Raw genomic sequence first — 13,864 nt, 5'->3', positions numbered from 1 at the left:
ACAATCATAATATGAACACAGAAACAGTTTCACAGGTAATCAGTCAAGAAGATTTATTAAAGCACTGGCAAGGGCATAGAGCATTAACAAGAAGAGTAATTCAAGCTTTTCCAGAAAAGGATTTCTTTGAATTTTCAGTTGCAGGAATGCGTCCATTTGCAAAATTGACTGATGAACTTTTGGCTATTGCTGCTCCAGCATTACGAGGAATTGTGAAAAGAGATGTACAACCTTTTACTGAAGGTTCAACCCAAGGTTTTACGACAAAAGCTCAATATTTAGAACAATGGGATAAAGACACAAAGGATATTGATGCATTGTGGCAACAATTATCAGTAGAGGATTTTAGTGAATCATTTAATCTTTTTGGGCAATATGAATTCCCTATTATTCAAAATATCCTTTATTTCATTGACAACGAAATTCATCATCGTGGCCAAGGCTATGTATATTTAAGAGCTTTAAATATTGCTCCTCCTTTTTTCTGGGAAAGATAAAGAGATAGAATTCTGAATAATCCTGACATAAATTGTCAGGATTGTTTTTTTTGAAGTAATCTCTTTTTATTCATATCAAGTAATTCAAGTACACGGTCTCTTAATTCTTGTGGTTCTAGTATATCTGCATGATCTGCAAACATTAGAAACCATCTTGAAAAGCCATTATTCATTTCAGAACACATAAAGGTCATTTCGACTTGACTGCCTATCTTTTTTTCCGAAACAAAACCATATTGTTTTCGTTCCCAAGATAGATATCTAGATATTTTTTTATCCACTAAAATGCGAACTTTGGTTAGAGAATGAACTGAATTTTCTTTGTGAAGTAATTCGTCAAGAGTTTTGTGTTCTAACGTAAAATCTAAATCTGTTTTCCATATTTTTTGAATACGATCTGTCCGAAATTGTCGGTAATCATTTCTTAAATGACAATATCCTAAAACATACCAGAAATTATTTTGATGAAATATACCTACCGGTTCTATTCTTCTTTCGTTAATTTCTTCAGTTTCGAATGTTTGGTACGAAAGTAAAGTTTGCTTTTTCTCAGCAATACTTTCAAAGAATAATGCTAGTGCATTAGGTACATTTTCATTGAATAATTGCTGATTGGATTGCATTACTACTTTCGATTCAATTGCGTCTAGCCAATCTTTGTCGCTGTTTTTTAAAACTGCTTTTAGTTTAAACATTGCAGATTTGTAATGCTTATCTAAACCTGTATCAGTAAATTTTTGCATTAATTTTTCCGCGGCAATAAAACTACTTGCTTCCTCACGGGTAAACATAATAGGGGGAAGTCGGTATCCATCCATAATAGAATAACCAATACCAGCTTCACTGTAAATAGGAACTCCCGAAGATTCTAGTGAACGGATATCTCTGTAAATGGTTCTAAGGCTGACATTAAATCTGTCTGCTAAATCCTGAGCTCTAACAATCTTTTTAGATTGTAATTGAATCAGAATAGCGACAATGCGGTCAAATTTATTAAGAGATTCATCCATTTACTGCGTACAACTTTTCTTTCAAAGATAAGTCATAAGTTGTCATTATACAGAAATTAAAAAAGGCACATTTATAAATTTATGAATGCGCCTTTTGTTTTTTCATAGCTATAAAATTACCTTTTTAAACTAAAATGGGCTTTAAATTCTTGGTCTTGACCATTAAATTTGTAGAATACTTGGAACCAGTAATCAGTAGAAGGTAGTGGTTCTCCATTAAAAGTTCCATCCCACCCTTGAGTAGCAGGTCTAATTTGTTTTAAGAATTTACCAAAACGATCATAAATATATATATAGGATTCTGGTTGATCTGCTAAACTCTTAATATTCCATGTTTCATTATAGCCATCTCCGTTTGGTGTAAAATATCTTGGATAATTAAGTACATAAGCTTTAACTGGTATGCTTCCACAATTATTTAGTGTGTCTGTAATTGTAATTGTGTGTGGGCCAGCAGGAACATTAGTAAATACATTACTTGATTGTATTGGGCCATTATCAAGTTGATATGTATATACTCCAAAACCATGCTCTATGATAACAGTTATGTCTATTTGCTCTTCAAAAGCACCAGAAACATGAGCATAAGCAATAGCTTTACTTGATTTATCAATCGTTACAGTTGTTGGTTTGTAGTTACAATTTGCACCAACATCTGGAGTTAGTTTTACAAATTCAACATCATAGGTTCCAGGTTCAGTAGCTGTGTAGCTTACACCGGTACCCATTAGTGTGCCATTCAAATACCAGTTTGCACTGAACACGGCAGGGTTTAAGCCAGTATTGACTGTGTGTGTTGTTAGTCCTTGACTTATTGTTATTGGATCAACACAAATAATGCCGTTAGGCAGTGTTAAGTCTAATAATGGATGAACTGTAAAGGTAAATGAGTCTTCATCGTTACAGTTAGAGTTGTTTGTTGCGGTTGCATATCTGTAAATCGTGTACGTTCCAGGGGTACTATAAGTGTAATTTGCTGGAGAAATTAATCCAACACCACCTGGGCTTGAATAGTAATTGATATTGTAATTAACAGTCGGTAAAGCGGGTAGAGTATAAGACCCACATTCTTCCGAATCAAATGTTTGTGGAGTGATTACTGGAGTATCAGATACAGTTATTGTAAAAGATTTTTCCTCAATACAAGTCGAACCAAATCGTCCTGAATTTACCGCATAAACATAAATCGTAACTGGTGTATTGGCTGATGTAAAAACAGTACCAGTAGGAACAGGATTTACACCATTTGCATTGTAAAAATAGCCTATACTATAGCTGTTACTTGGTTCAGGTGGTTGATGCGTTAATACAGGAAGAGTGTAGGTGTCACAAACACTTATGTCTTGAAAATCAGGAAGATTAATTCCGTTGAAATATACTTCAAAAGGCTTGTCAAATACACATCCATTTGCAGTGTTTACATTGTATATATAAAAAGTATTATCGGTTGTGAATACTTGTGTTGACGTTACAACAGTTCCGCTACCGTTAGGTCCCCCCGGAGCGGTATAAACAGTTCCGTTTGTAGGTGTAGGGATAGAATATGGATTACATTCAATTCTATTAATTGGTTCATCGGTTACTGGATATGGAAGTATATCTATTGTGAAAGAACTTTCATTGTCACATCCATTAGCGTCTGGATTGGTATATATCCAATAAGTACCTGGATTTAGATTTGAGCCAGATAAGTCGATTATTGAACCAGCTGGAATTGCTGTTTGTCCAGCAACAGTTGGTCCGCCTTGAAGCATATAGTAGCTGCCATTTGTTGGAATAGGTAATATGAATTCTCCACAATGTGTGCCATTTGGAATTGTGTCAACTTCAGGTTTTGGATGTATTGTAATTTGGTAGTTTAAATTATTTGCTTCTGTACAATTTGGGATTGTGGTCGTTGGAGCATAATAATAAACAGTTTGAGATGTAGTTATAGGTACATTTGGATCTATTGGATTTCCACCACCACTTGGTGCATCAAAATACCCTCCTATAGTGATAGCAGGTAATGTATAGCTTCCACATGCTTGTTGTGGTGTAAAAAGTGATGTGTCAATTATGTTAATGTTTACTGCATTTTCAGTGATACATACACCGGGATTTCCTGTAACATCTGTGTAAGCATTTTCATTGTAAACATAAATGGTTTGTGTTGAGGTTATGCTGTTCCCTGCTGATAATGCGACTTGACCACTCACAGAAGGACCTCCAGGCAAGCTGTAATAATTTCCATTTGTTAATGATGGTAAAATGTAAGAGTCACATGTAATTACATCGGCAGGGTCATCAGCTAATGGCAGCGGATGAATGTTTATGACAAATAATCTGTCAGTACAAAATGTGCCATTGACATCTGCATAATAATAAATATCTTGAGTAATTGAAGTTGTCGACGAAGGGTTAGTGAAAACTGTTCCCACAGGGATTAGTGTTCCAGATCCTGAAGGCCCACCTGGTGCAGTATAAAAAGCGCCAATGTTATAATCAGGTTGAGGAACGGTAAATGAACCACAATTGTCAAGTGTTGGTACATATTCATCAACAAAATGTGCATAAAATTGCGATTCATTAGTACAGCCATTTGCATCTGGTCCAGCAAAAATGTAGTAAGTTCCTGAAAGGTCAATAATATCTCCAGGATTTAATTGTGTACCAGTTCCATTAGGGCCAGTATAGTAAGTTCCATTTGCAATAGTTGGCAAGGTGTAATTATTACATTCTATAACCTGATTTAATGTTGTGACTATTGGTAAAGGATTAACGGTAATTATAGCATTGGTTACATCAAAACAATTTGAATTAGAGATGTTTTGTAAGCGAATCCAAACAGTTACAGATGTTGATCCAGCAGGAATATTTAAAGAATTTCCTATGCTATTTATTCCTTGTTGTGCGTCTGTTTGTGTTAAATAGTACGTAATAGTAAAATTGCCTGCAGGTTGGCCATTTAAAACATCTGGATTGAAGTTGGCCAAATTATAGCTTTGTCCTATAGCATTATCACAGATAGAATCTGTAATGTTAGTTCCTGCAACTACTGGATTTGTAACTATTAAATTAAATGAATATGCCGCATCACAAAATTGTCCAGTTTGAGTATTGAATATTTTAATGTAAATGGTTTCTCCACCTGGGCTTGGATACGAATTTAAATTAGATGAAGGAATTGGATTGTTACTGTTAGCATTTGCTATAGAATCGTAATAAAACACATCATAAACGTTGTTATCGATGCCAAGAGTTGTTTCGTTATTTGTGGTTAAGTTAAAATTATAACTTGCACTTCCATTTCCACAAACATATAAATCAGAAGGAGAGTTTACAGCTAAATCATTAAAAACTACTGTATCGGTTAAACTACAACTTCCTTTAGTTATATTGACTGTATATGTTCCGGGTTGAGTAACTGTATAAGTTGGACCAGTTTGCCCTGTAGAAAATCCATTTAAAAGCCAATCAAAAGTATAAGACGTATCTAGATTTGTATCTAGAGTATAAGTGTCTCCAGAACATATTATTCTGTCAGGACCTAAATCAAGATTATTTTCAAAGCTACCAGCACCTATAAAAACAGCAGAATCATAATCAGAATCTCCATAATCTGCAATCACCAGTTTTAAACGATAAGGAGTGTTTGGAGTTACTGCAGATGATGCGTTTAAAACAACTGTATGTCCTCTCATGTTTAAAGTTGAGGCTCCAGGATTGTTTACGTTGTAAACAGAAAATAAGTTAGCGTTTGATGATCCACAGGTGTTGTTGTATAATGCATTTTTAATTGTCTTAACCGAGACAGGTGTAATAGTGCTTGGAATTACAGCTAGATTTGTGGTTATTCCTGTTGTTAAATTTGTTAATTCAAATGCAAAAATATCATTAGATAAACATTGAAATTGGCCATATTCATTAGACGCAAACAAAAAATCAAAACTAAAAGCACTTGAAATAGGTACAAAGTCAAATTGTAAGTATGAAAGATCTGTAATTGCAGTTGTTTGACCACTAATATTATTGCTTAGGTTTTGTAAAAAGGGATCAGTTCCTCCTCCAGTTGCAACAGAACTCATATTAGCTCCTGTATATGGTCCTTGAGAAAAAATAGCTTCACCATTTCTAAGTATAATACCCTCGTTTATGGGGAAAGTAGAACCGTTGTTGTTGAAATAAGCTACTGACTGTGATGATGAAATTCCAATATTGGATACACTGACACACGAATTTCCAAGTAATAGATTAACTAAATCACTAGGGCTATTTGTAGTATTATCTACAGTAATGCTTTGGGAAAAAACATTACTCCCAAAGCAAAGCAGAAAAATGTAAATTACTTTCTTCATATGAGTCAGCCTTGGGTTTACTAAAGGTACAAAATTTACCATTTTGCAAATAGGTTTTAAGGTTAAGATTTGGGTTTTTGGGCAAAAAAGTCCAATTGAATTCACAATTGGACTTTAAATATATTTCTTATTTTAATCGTTTAGCTTCAAGACAGCCATAAATGCAGATTGGGGTATTTCTACATTTCCTACTTGTCTCATACGTTTTTTTCCAGCTTTTTGTTTTTCTAATAGTTTTCTTTTACGAGAAATATCTCCACCATAACATTTTGCTGTTACGTCTTTACGTAAAGCTTTGATTGTTTCACGAGCAATAATTTTTGCTCCAATCGCAGCTTGAATTGGGATGTCAAACTGCTGTCTTGGTATTAACTCACGTAATTTTTCACACATCTTCTTACCAATGTGGTAAGCATTGTCTTCATGTATTAATGCTGAAAGTGCATCGACGTTTTGACCATTTAATAGGACGTCTAAACGAACTAATTTAGAAGTTCTCATCCCTATAGGATGATAATCAAAAGAGGCATAACCTTTCGAAACAGTTTTTAATCTATCATAGAAGTCAAATACAATTTCTGCAAGAGGCATATCAAAGTTTAATTCAACACGTTCAGTTGTTAAATAAGTTTGATTTGTGATTTGTCCACGTTTCTCTATACATAAGCTCATTACGTTACCTACGAAATCTGCTTTTGTGATAATTGTTGCTTTAATAAAAGGTTCCTCAACTCTGTCAAGTTTTGAAGGTTCAGGTAAATCTGAAGGGTTGTTAACGACAAAGGAAGTCTCTGGGTCTTTTTTGGTATAAGCTAAATATGAAACGTTGGGAACAGTAGTAATTACCGTCATGTTGAATTCACGTTCTAAACGCTCTTGGATAATTTCCATATGAAGCATTCCTAAGAACCCACATCGGAAACCAAAACCTAACGCAGCAGAACTTTCAGCAGCAAATACTAATGAAGCGTCGTTCAGTTGTAATTTTTCCATCGAAGCACGAAGTTCTTCATAATCTTCAGTGTCAACAGGGTAAATTCCAGCAAATACCATTGGTTTTACATCTTCAAAACCATGAATCATATTTGTTGTAGGAGTCTTGGCATCAGTGATGGTGTCTCCAACCTTTACTTCTTTAGCTTCTTTAATTCCTGATATCAAATAACCTACGTCACCAGTTGAAACTTTATCTTTTGGAACTTGGTTTAATTTAAGAGTTCCAATTTCATCAGCAAAATATTCATTGCCTGTGGCCATGAATTTGATTTTTTGACCTTTTTTAATTTCTCCGTTTTTCACACGGAAAATAACTTCAATTCCTCTAAACGGATTGTAAACAGAATCGAAAATCAAAGCTTGTAAAGGTTCTTCTGGATCTCCTTTAGGAGCAGGTATTTTTTCAATGATTGCTGCCAAAATATTTTCAACACCAAAACCAGTTTTACCTGAAGCATGAATAATATCTTCTAATTTACATCCTAATAAATCGATAATATCGTCGCTTACCTCTTCTGGATTGGCACTTGGCAAATCGACTTTATTCAATACTGGAATAATTTCCAAGTCATTTTCTAAGGCCAAATATAAATTAGAAATCGTCTGCGCCTGGATGCTTTGTGCGGCATCTACAATTAATAACGCTCCTTCACAAGCAGCAATAGAACGGGAAACTTCGTAAGAGAAATCCACGTGTCCAGGAGTGTCAATTAGGTTTAAAATATAATCTTCTCCTTTATACTTGTACTCCATCTGGATGGCATGACTTTTAATAGTGATACCTCTTTCTCGTTCTAAATCCATGTTGTCAAGTAACTGGGCTTTTTCTTCACGCGCAGTTACTGTTTGTGTAGCTCCTAAAAGCCTGTCTGCCAAAGTACTTTTACCATGGTCAATATGTGCAATAATGCAAAAATTTCTAATCTTCTTCATTCTATACTTTATAAAGTAATCTTTTTAGGCTGTTTTTGAAGATGTACCTCTAATAAACAGAAGAAAAATCTTCAAACCTAATTTGGCTACAAAAGTATAAAATTAAGTGAAGCAATCTAAGAACATCTTAGCATTAAGTGTATTAATTAAAAATTTTTGAAAAAATTGTAGCTTTTTTGGACTGTTTGCCCTTTGCAATTCTATATTTTCTAAATTCTAAAAGAGTTTTTTGAAGACGTTGTCTTAATTTTTCTGGGCTAGTTTCTTTTTTCATGTGGCATTAATTTAGTGAAAGTTCCGTTAAATTTAATAAAATAAATTTATAAAAAAAACCTTACAAATAAATATTTTTTTGTAAAAAAAAGTTTACATTAGCTAAAACTAAATAACTGATAATCTATGAAAAAACTTGACTTAGATGCACTAATTGATGAGACGGGAGTTGACTCTGCTCTTGTGTTTAACGGTGATGGAAATTTGTTAAAATCTCATTATCTTGATTTTGATGGTAATATTGCGGCGATGGGTGGTGTTTTGTTGACAATGTGTAAAGAGTTAATCGAGGATCTGAAATTTGGAAATTCAAACGAAATGATTATTCATGCGGACAAAGGACTCTTCTTTGTGCGTAGGCTCGATAAGGATGAGTATTTGGCCTTAATTACTAAAAATCCAAGTAAACTAGGTCTTATTCATTTAAAACTGCAAGCGATTTCTTAATCTTATTCAAAAACTATATTAACACTAAAATCTTAAATTATGTCAGAATTTTTAACAACATTTACCTCAGATTTGAAAGATAATCTTGCTGGTTTTATAGGTGTTTCAGTTACAGAGGTGAAAACAGGGATGTCATTTGCTTCGCTTTCTGTTAATCCTAATTTTGATCCAGAATTGGCATCGGCTTACAATCTTGAAGTGGTTAAGGCAAAACTTAGTGCAATTAAAGCTTTAGGTCTTGCATCTAAACTGGATGATATTTTGATCACGCTTTCTGATCAATTACACATTATTGATTTGTCAGAAAACGGAGATTACTTTGTTTATCTTGCTGTGGATTCATCTAAAGTGAATTTAGGAATGGCTAGAGCTACTCTAAAAAAATATAGTAAAGACATTGCATCTAAAATGTAGAATAATAGTATCTTTGCACCAAAAATGAAGCTGTAGTTAATTACAGCTTTTTTTTGTTTTTTATACATAATGAAGTGGATAAACTGTAGATTGAATGGTTAAAATAGGTAAAATAGAATTACCGGATTTTCCTTTGTTGCTAGCTCCTATGGAGGATGTTAGTGATCCGCCTTTTCGTCGCTTGTGTAAACTGCATGGTGCCGATTTGATGTACTCTGAATTTATTTCGAGTGAAGGCTTAATTCGTGACGCAATTAAGAGTAGGCAAAAACTGGATATTTTCGATTATGAGCGTCCAGTTGGTATTCAGATTTTTGGTGGAGATGAGGAGGCCATGGCAATGAGTGCTAAAATAGTCGAAACTGTTCAGCCAGATTTAGTAGATATTAACTTTGGATGTCCAGTAAAAAAAGTAGTTTGTAAAGGCGCGGGTGCAGGGGTGTTAAAAGATATCGATTTAATGGTTCGTTTGACCAAAGCGGTCGTTAAAAGTACTCATCTACCTGTAACTGTCAAGACCCGTTTAGGTTGGGATGAATCATCAATTAATATTGATGAGGTTGCCGAAAGACTTCAAGATGTTGGTATTCATGCCTTAACAGTTCATGGACGAACGCGTGCTCAAATGTATAAAGGGCATTCTGATTGGTCACATATTGCCAGAGTTAAAAATAATCCTAGAATTAAAATTCCAATTTTTGGTAACGGTGATATTGATTCACCCGAAAAAGCATTGGAATACAAAAACAAATATGGTTTAGATGGTATTATGATTGGCCGTGCTGCTATAGGTTATCCTTGGATTTTTGACGAAATAAAACATTACTTCAAAACAGGTGAGCATCTGGCTTCACCAAATATTACTGATAGAGTAGAGGCTGCAAGAAATCATTTGATTTGGTCTATGGAATGGAAAGGTGAGCGTGTAGGGATTGTTGAGATGCGTCGTCATTATACAAACTATTTTAAAGGTATTCCGCATTTTAAAGAGCATAGAAATAAATTGGTAACCCTTGATGAGCATAATGCTTTATTGCAAGTGTTTGATGATATTATTCAAGACTATAGTGGTCAATTAGTTTAATAAAATAAAAAAGTCCCAATTTGGGACTTTTTCTATACTTGTATTGTTTTCCATTTTCCTCTACGATATAAAAATATGCTGGTTAATGTAATTGCAGTTTCGGCAATAGGAATGGCCATAAAAACTCCTGTAGGTCCCATTTTTAAATGCTTTGCTAAGAAATAGGCTAAAGGAATTTGGAACAACCAAAATCCAAAAAAATTGACTTTTGTAGGTGTCCATGTGTCACCAGCACCGTTAAACGTATTAATGAGTACCATGCCAATTCCGTAGAAGATATAACCCAGACTCATTATTTGTAAAGCAGAAACGGCTATATCATGAATAACTTTGTCATTGGTAAAAAATGATATGACCACACTTCCAAAAAACAAGCAAAAAATCATAATACAAGCCATAAAAATAACATTATATTTTGCAGTTGTAAATACTGATTTTTCGGCACGTTCTATTTGATTTGCGCCTAAATTTTGCCCAACTAATGTAGCGGCAGCATTGCTTAGTCCCCAAGCAGGTAGGATAAAAAACATCATTATACGTAATGCTGTTTGATAACCTGCAGAACCATGATCTCCTCCTGTTGTGGCTACTAATTGTGCTAAGAAAATCCAACTACACGAAGCGATTACAAATTGTAAAACTCCTGGAGCTGCAATTTTTACTAGAGCATTTATTTGTTCCCAATCTGGAATGAACTGTGAAATATTTACTTTTAAAATTCCTTTGTCGCCAAATAGATGGTAAAACTGATATAAAACTCCTACGCTTCTACCAATAGTAGTTGCCATTGCAGCTCCTACTAATCCAAAAGCAGGAATTGGCCCCAATCCGTTGATTAAAATGGGACATAATACAATATTACATCCGTTAGCAATCCATAAGCTTCGCATTGCAATAGAGGCGTTTCCAGCTCCTCTAAAAATTCCGTTTATCAAAAATAAAAGCATGATACTTATACTTCCTCCCATCATTATTTGGGTAAAAAGAAATCCATAGTCAGTAGCTTCTTGAGATGCTCCCATTAATAGTAAAATGTCTTTTGCATAAATAACCCCAAAAAGACTAATGATTGTATTAATGACAAAAGCAATTACAATAGCCTGCATCCCTGCTTTTGCTGCTGCTTCTGGATTTTTTTCTCCAATTCTTCTAGCAACAACCGCGGTAGCTGCCATACTTATTCCGATGGCTAGTGAATAAATAATAGTGAGTATAGATTCTGTTAAACCTACAGTTTGAATGGCAAAACTGCTTTTTTCTAGATGACCCACAAAGTACAGGTCTACTAAAGCAAAAACTGATTCCATCATCATTTCTAAAACCATAGGTATGGCTAGTAAAATGACGCCTTTTTTAATGCTTCCAGTTGTAAAGTCAAAAGAATTGTCGCCTTTAATAGCGGTTTTAATAGTTGAAAATATACGTGATAGTATTGATTGATTTATTTCTGTCATGATTAATTTAGGATAATAATTGATAACTCCAAATTGAGATTATTTGGTTAAAAAACAAGGTCTTAATTATCTCCCGATAATTATAGACTAGACAAAAACAATCATAGACGTAATATTATAATAGTGTTTAACAAATATAAATTCTTTTTATGAACTTACATCATTAATTTTTTGGTTACTCTACTGCTTGCAATATATGATGCAAGAAAGCCTAAGAAAAATATTGTAAAGAATACAATAAAAACGTTAGTGAAGTTGAAAATAACAGGATAAGGTAATGATTCGGTTATCATTACAACCTTAAAGTGTTGTTGAATAAAAACAATTATGATTCCTAATAAAATTCCAATCAATCCGCCAACGACAGTTAGTAATGTTCCTTGAAGAAGGAAAACGTTTTGTATTTCCTTTATGTTCATACCAACACTGAATAGAGTCTTTAGATTGTTTTGTTTATCTAATATCATCATTATAATTGCTCCAGCTAGTGTAAATAGAGTCATGATTATGACTAGTGTAAAAATTAGATAAATGGCAGCGTTCTCTGTATTGAGCATTTTATGTAAGCTGTCATTAAGTTGTGCTCTATTTTTTATCAATACATTTTCTTCGCCAAATATAGTAGTTAGCCTGGTTACTATTTTCTTCTCATTTGCAAGAGAATCTAAATTAATCTCAATCGCAGTTACTTGATTTTTTTTAAATTCAAGTAATTCTTGTGTTAATTGCAAGTCTGCAAAAACGTATTTTGAATCTAATTCATCATTGATTGCATATATCCCAACAGGGATAAGTGTAGATCTATTGAAGGCAGTTTCAGCGCTTGTGATAGCTCCTTTGCCAGGTCTAGGAACATATATTTCAAAAGAATTATTTATATCAAACAGACCCATTGAAAGTTTTTGTGATATACCATTTCCAATCACAACTTGTGGGGTTTGAGGTGTGAGCCACTGTCCTTGATAGAGTGTTTTCTGAATATTGTTTACAAGGTTGTATTGATTGTCCACTCCTTTAATAAAAGCAACTTGTTCTTTTCCTTTATATAGAAACAATACTTTTTCTTCAATAGTTTGGCTGTAAAATTTAATCCCTTTGGTAGCTTTTGTTTTTAATCGTTGCTCTTCAGTTATAGTAAGAGTTTTGCCGTATTTAGGTATTATTTTTAAATCTGGATCAAAATCATTACTAAAAGATAAGCTAAAGTCCTTTAACCCACTAAATACAGAAAGAACAACAAATAAGCACATAGATCCTACTACTATACCTAATGAGGCAATTCGAGTAATAATGTTTATGGCATTATTTTTACTCGATGTGCGTAAATAACGTTTCGCTATGTAATAGGAAAAACTCAAGTTATGATTTTTTTCTTTTTTCTAATAAGTCAGGGTTTTCTATTGGATTTTCTTTTCCAGATAATGCATTGTCAATTTTCTCAATATAATCTAAACTATCGTCGATATAAAAAATAAGATTTGGAACTTTTCTTAATTGTTGTTTAACCCTTTGAGCCAAATCATGTTTAATCAATGGAGTATTAGATTTTATAGCTTCTAAAATTTCTTCTGCTTTATCCTGAGGGAAGATACTCAAAAAAACTTTAGCAATAGATAAATCTGTAGTAACACCTACTTTAGAAACAGAAATTACAAGATTAGTTATGCCGTTTTTACGCACTTCCCCTTGTAAAATATCCACTAAATCCTTTTGCAAAACGCTCCCTATTTTTTTCTGTCTATTTGTTTCCATGTGGCAAAAATACAATTTTTTAGTTTGATAGTGGTAAAGTAACTAAGTTACAAAGTTTTTATATTTGTTTAAAATTTAAAAAATGAGAAAGATAGAACATATTGGTATTGCAGTTAAAAGTTTAAGTGATTCGAATGATTTGTTTGAAAAACTTTTTGGGGTTGCTCCATATAAAGAAGAAGAAGTTGAATCTGAAGGGGTTAAAACGTCATTTTTTATGAATGGCCCCAATAAAATAGAATTACTTGAAGCGACAAATCCAGAAAGTCCTATTGCGAAATTCATAGAAAAAAAAGGAGAAGGGATACATCATATTGCATTTGATGTTGAAAATATCTACGTTGAAGTTGAAAGATTAAAAAAAGAAGGATTTGTAATTTTAAACGAAATTCCAAAAAAAGGAGCTGATAATAAGCTAGTTGTTTTTTTACACCCTAAAAGCACTAATGGAGTATTGATAGAATTGTGTCAAGAAATAGCAGATTAATTTTGTAGAACACAAAAAATGTACTAATATTGCAACCTCAAATGAGAAATTATCTTGTTTGTGATTGCTGAAATTCAGTTAATCAATTGGTCCTATAGCTCAGTTGGTTAGAGCACCTGACTCATAATCAGGTGGTCCCTGGTTCGAGCCCAGGTGGGACCACATATTTAAACCCTGTTT

12 protein-coding genes and 1 tRNA gene are annotated in these 13,864 nt (G+C 33.5%); 6 read left to right on the top strand and 7 right to left on the bottom strand.

The window, feature by feature from the left end:
- The first annotated feature begins 11 nt into the window (after nucleotides 1-11).
- Nucleotides 12-497: a DinB family protein gene (locus BUC09_RS00800; RefSeq protein WP_073307737.1), complete on the top strand. Its 486-nt coding sequence runs from the start codon at nucleotides 12-14 to the stop codon at nucleotides 495-497.
- Nucleotides 498-532: 35 nt separating this feature from the next.
- Here BUC09_RS00800 and BUC09_RS00795 read toward each other — a convergent pair whose 3' ends face one another.
- From BUC09_RS00795 to BUC09_RS14960, 4 genes are all read right to left on the bottom strand, one after another.
- Nucleotides 533-1,507, bottom strand: a complete 975-nt coding sequence (locus BUC09_RS00795) for a helix-turn-helix transcriptional regulator (RefSeq protein ID WP_073307735.1) — start codon at nucleotides 1,505-1,507, stop codon at nucleotides 533-535.
- A gap of 116 nt (nucleotides 1,508-1,623) precedes the next feature.
- Nucleotides 1,624-5,844 (bottom strand): T9SS type B sorting domain-containing protein, encoded by a 4,221-nt coding sequence (locus BUC09_RS00790; protein WP_159432924.1) that lies wholly within the window; start codon nucleotides 5,842-5,844, stop codon nucleotides 1,624-1,626.
- Nucleotides 5,845-5,976: 132 nt separating this feature from the next.
- The gene (gene lepA / locus BUC09_RS00785; protein ID WP_073307731.1) at nucleotides 5,977-7,773 is read right to left on the bottom strand and encodes a translation elongation factor 4; all 1,797 of its coding nucleotides are present in this window, start codon (nucleotides 7,771-7,773) and stop codon (nucleotides 5,977-5,979) included.
- Between the two features lie 142 nt (nucleotides 7,774-7,915).
- A complete protein-coding gene (locus BUC09_RS14960; protein WP_262487715.1) occupies nucleotides 7,916-8,047 on the bottom strand; it encodes a hypothetical protein in 132 nt (43 codons plus the stop codon).
- A 125-nt stretch (nucleotides 8,048-8,172) separates the two neighbouring features.
- Between BUC09_RS14960 and BUC09_RS00780 the strand changes: the two genes are divergently transcribed.
- The 3 genes from BUC09_RS00780 (at nucleotide 8,173) to dusB (ending at nucleotide 9,991) form a co-directional block, all read left to right on the top strand.
- A complete protein-coding gene (locus BUC09_RS00780; RefSeq protein ID WP_073307729.1) occupies nucleotides 8,173-8,493 on the top strand; it encodes a roadblock/LC7 domain-containing protein in 321 nt (106 codons plus the stop codon).
- A 39-nt stretch (nucleotides 8,494-8,532) separates the two neighbouring features.
- Nucleotides 8,533-8,907, top strand: a complete 375-nt coding sequence (locus BUC09_RS00775; RefSeq protein WP_073307727.1) for a hypothetical protein — start codon at nucleotides 8,533-8,535, stop codon at nucleotides 8,905-8,907.
- Nucleotides 8,908-9,001: 94 nt separating this feature from the next.
- Nucleotides 9,002-9,991 (top strand): tRNA dihydrouridine synthase DusB, encoded by a 990-nt coding sequence (gene dusB, locus BUC09_RS00770; protein WP_073307724.1) that lies wholly within the window; start codon nucleotides 9,002-9,004, stop codon nucleotides 9,989-9,991.
- Between the two features lie 32 nt (nucleotides 9,992-10,023).
- Here dusB and BUC09_RS00765 read toward each other — a convergent pair whose 3' ends face one another.
- The 3 genes from BUC09_RS00765 to rbfA form a co-directional block, all read right to left on the bottom strand.
- The gene (locus tag BUC09_RS00765) at nucleotides 10,024-11,445 is read right to left on the bottom strand and encodes an MATE family efflux transporter (RefSeq protein WP_073307722.1); all 1,422 of its coding nucleotides are present in this window, start codon (nucleotides 11,443-11,445) and stop codon (nucleotides 10,024-10,026) included.
- Between the two features lie 155 nt (nucleotides 11,446-11,600).
- Complete coding sequence (locus tag BUC09_RS00760; RefSeq protein WP_073307720.1) at nucleotides 11,601-12,803, bottom strand: ABC transporter permease; 1,203 nt, start codon at nucleotides 12,801-12,803, stop codon at nucleotides 11,601-11,603.
- A gap of 1 nt (nucleotide 12,804) precedes the next feature.
- Nucleotides 12,805-13,197 carry a 30S ribosome-binding factor RbfA gene (gene rbfA / locus BUC09_RS00755; protein WP_073307718.1) on the bottom strand — a complete coding sequence of 131 codons (393 nt, stop codon included), beginning with the start codon at nucleotides 13,195-13,197 and terminating at the stop codon, nucleotides 12,805-12,807.
- 82 nt (nucleotides 13,198-13,279) lie between these two features.
- On the opposite strand from rbfA, the gene mce reads away from it, so the two are divergent.
- Both mce and BUC09_RS00745 read left to right on the top strand, forming a co-directional pair.
- Nucleotides 13,280-13,684: a methylmalonyl-CoA epimerase gene (gene mce, locus BUC09_RS00750; protein WP_073307716.1), complete on the top strand. Its 405-nt coding sequence runs from the start codon at nucleotides 13,280-13,282 to the stop codon at nucleotides 13,682-13,684.
- 88 nt (nucleotides 13,685-13,772) lie between these two features.
- A tRNA-Ile gene (locus tag BUC09_RS00745) sits at nucleotides 13,773-13,846 on the top strand.
- The last annotated feature ends 18 nt before the right edge of the window (nucleotides 13,847-13,864 follow it).

This window comes from Flavobacterium terrae, assembly GCF_900142035.1.
In the GTDB taxonomy this organism is placed as follows: Bacteria; Bacteroidota; Bacteroidia; order Flavobacteriales; family Flavobacteriaceae; genus Flavobacterium; species Flavobacterium terrae.
The sequence above is the reverse complement of the archived record's forward strand: the minus strand, read 5'-3'. Positions and strand labels throughout refer to the sequence as shown.

Excerpts from the sequence above, each read along its gene's own strand:
- BUC09_RS00800 (WP_073307737.1), top strand. The coding sequence starts at position 12 with ATGAACACAGAAACAGTTTCACAGGTAATCAGTCAAGAAGATTTATTA.
- BUC09_RS00795 (WP_073307735.1), bottom strand. The coding sequence starts at position 1,507 with ATGGATGAATCTCTTAATAAATTTGACCGCATTGTCGCTATTCTGATT.
- BUC09_RS00790 (WP_159432924.1), bottom strand. The coding sequence starts at position 5,844 with ATGAAGAAAGTAATTTACATTTTTCTGCTTTGCTTTGGGAGTAATGTT.
- lepA (WP_073307731.1), bottom strand. The coding sequence starts at position 7,773 with ATGAAGAAGATTAGAAATTTTTGCATTATTGCACATATTGACCATGGT.
- BUC09_RS14960 (WP_262487715.1), bottom strand. The coding sequence starts at position 8,047 with ATGAAAAAAGAAACTAGCCCAGAAAAATTAAGACAACGTCTTCAAAAA.
- BUC09_RS00780 (WP_073307729.1), top strand. The coding sequence starts at position 8,173 with ATGAAAAAACTTGACTTAGATGCACTAATTGATGAGACGGGAGTTGAC.
- BUC09_RS00775 (WP_073307727.1), top strand. The coding sequence starts at position 8,533 with ATGTCAGAATTTTTAACAACATTTACCTCAGATTTGAAAGATAATCTT.
- dusB (WP_073307724.1), top strand. The coding sequence starts at position 9,002 with ATGGTTAAAATAGGTAAAATAGAATTACCGGATTTTCCTTTGTTGCTA.
- BUC09_RS00765 (WP_073307722.1), bottom strand. The coding sequence starts at position 11,445 with ATGACAGAAATAAATCAATCAATACTATCACGTATATTTTCAACTATT.
- rbfA (WP_073307718.1), bottom strand. The coding sequence starts at position 13,197 with ATGGAAACAAATAGACAGAAAAAAATAGGGAGCGTTTTGCAAAAGGAT.
- mce (WP_073307716.1), top strand. The coding sequence starts at position 13,280 with ATGAGAAAGATAGAACATATTGGTATTGCAGTTAAAAGTTTAAGTGAT.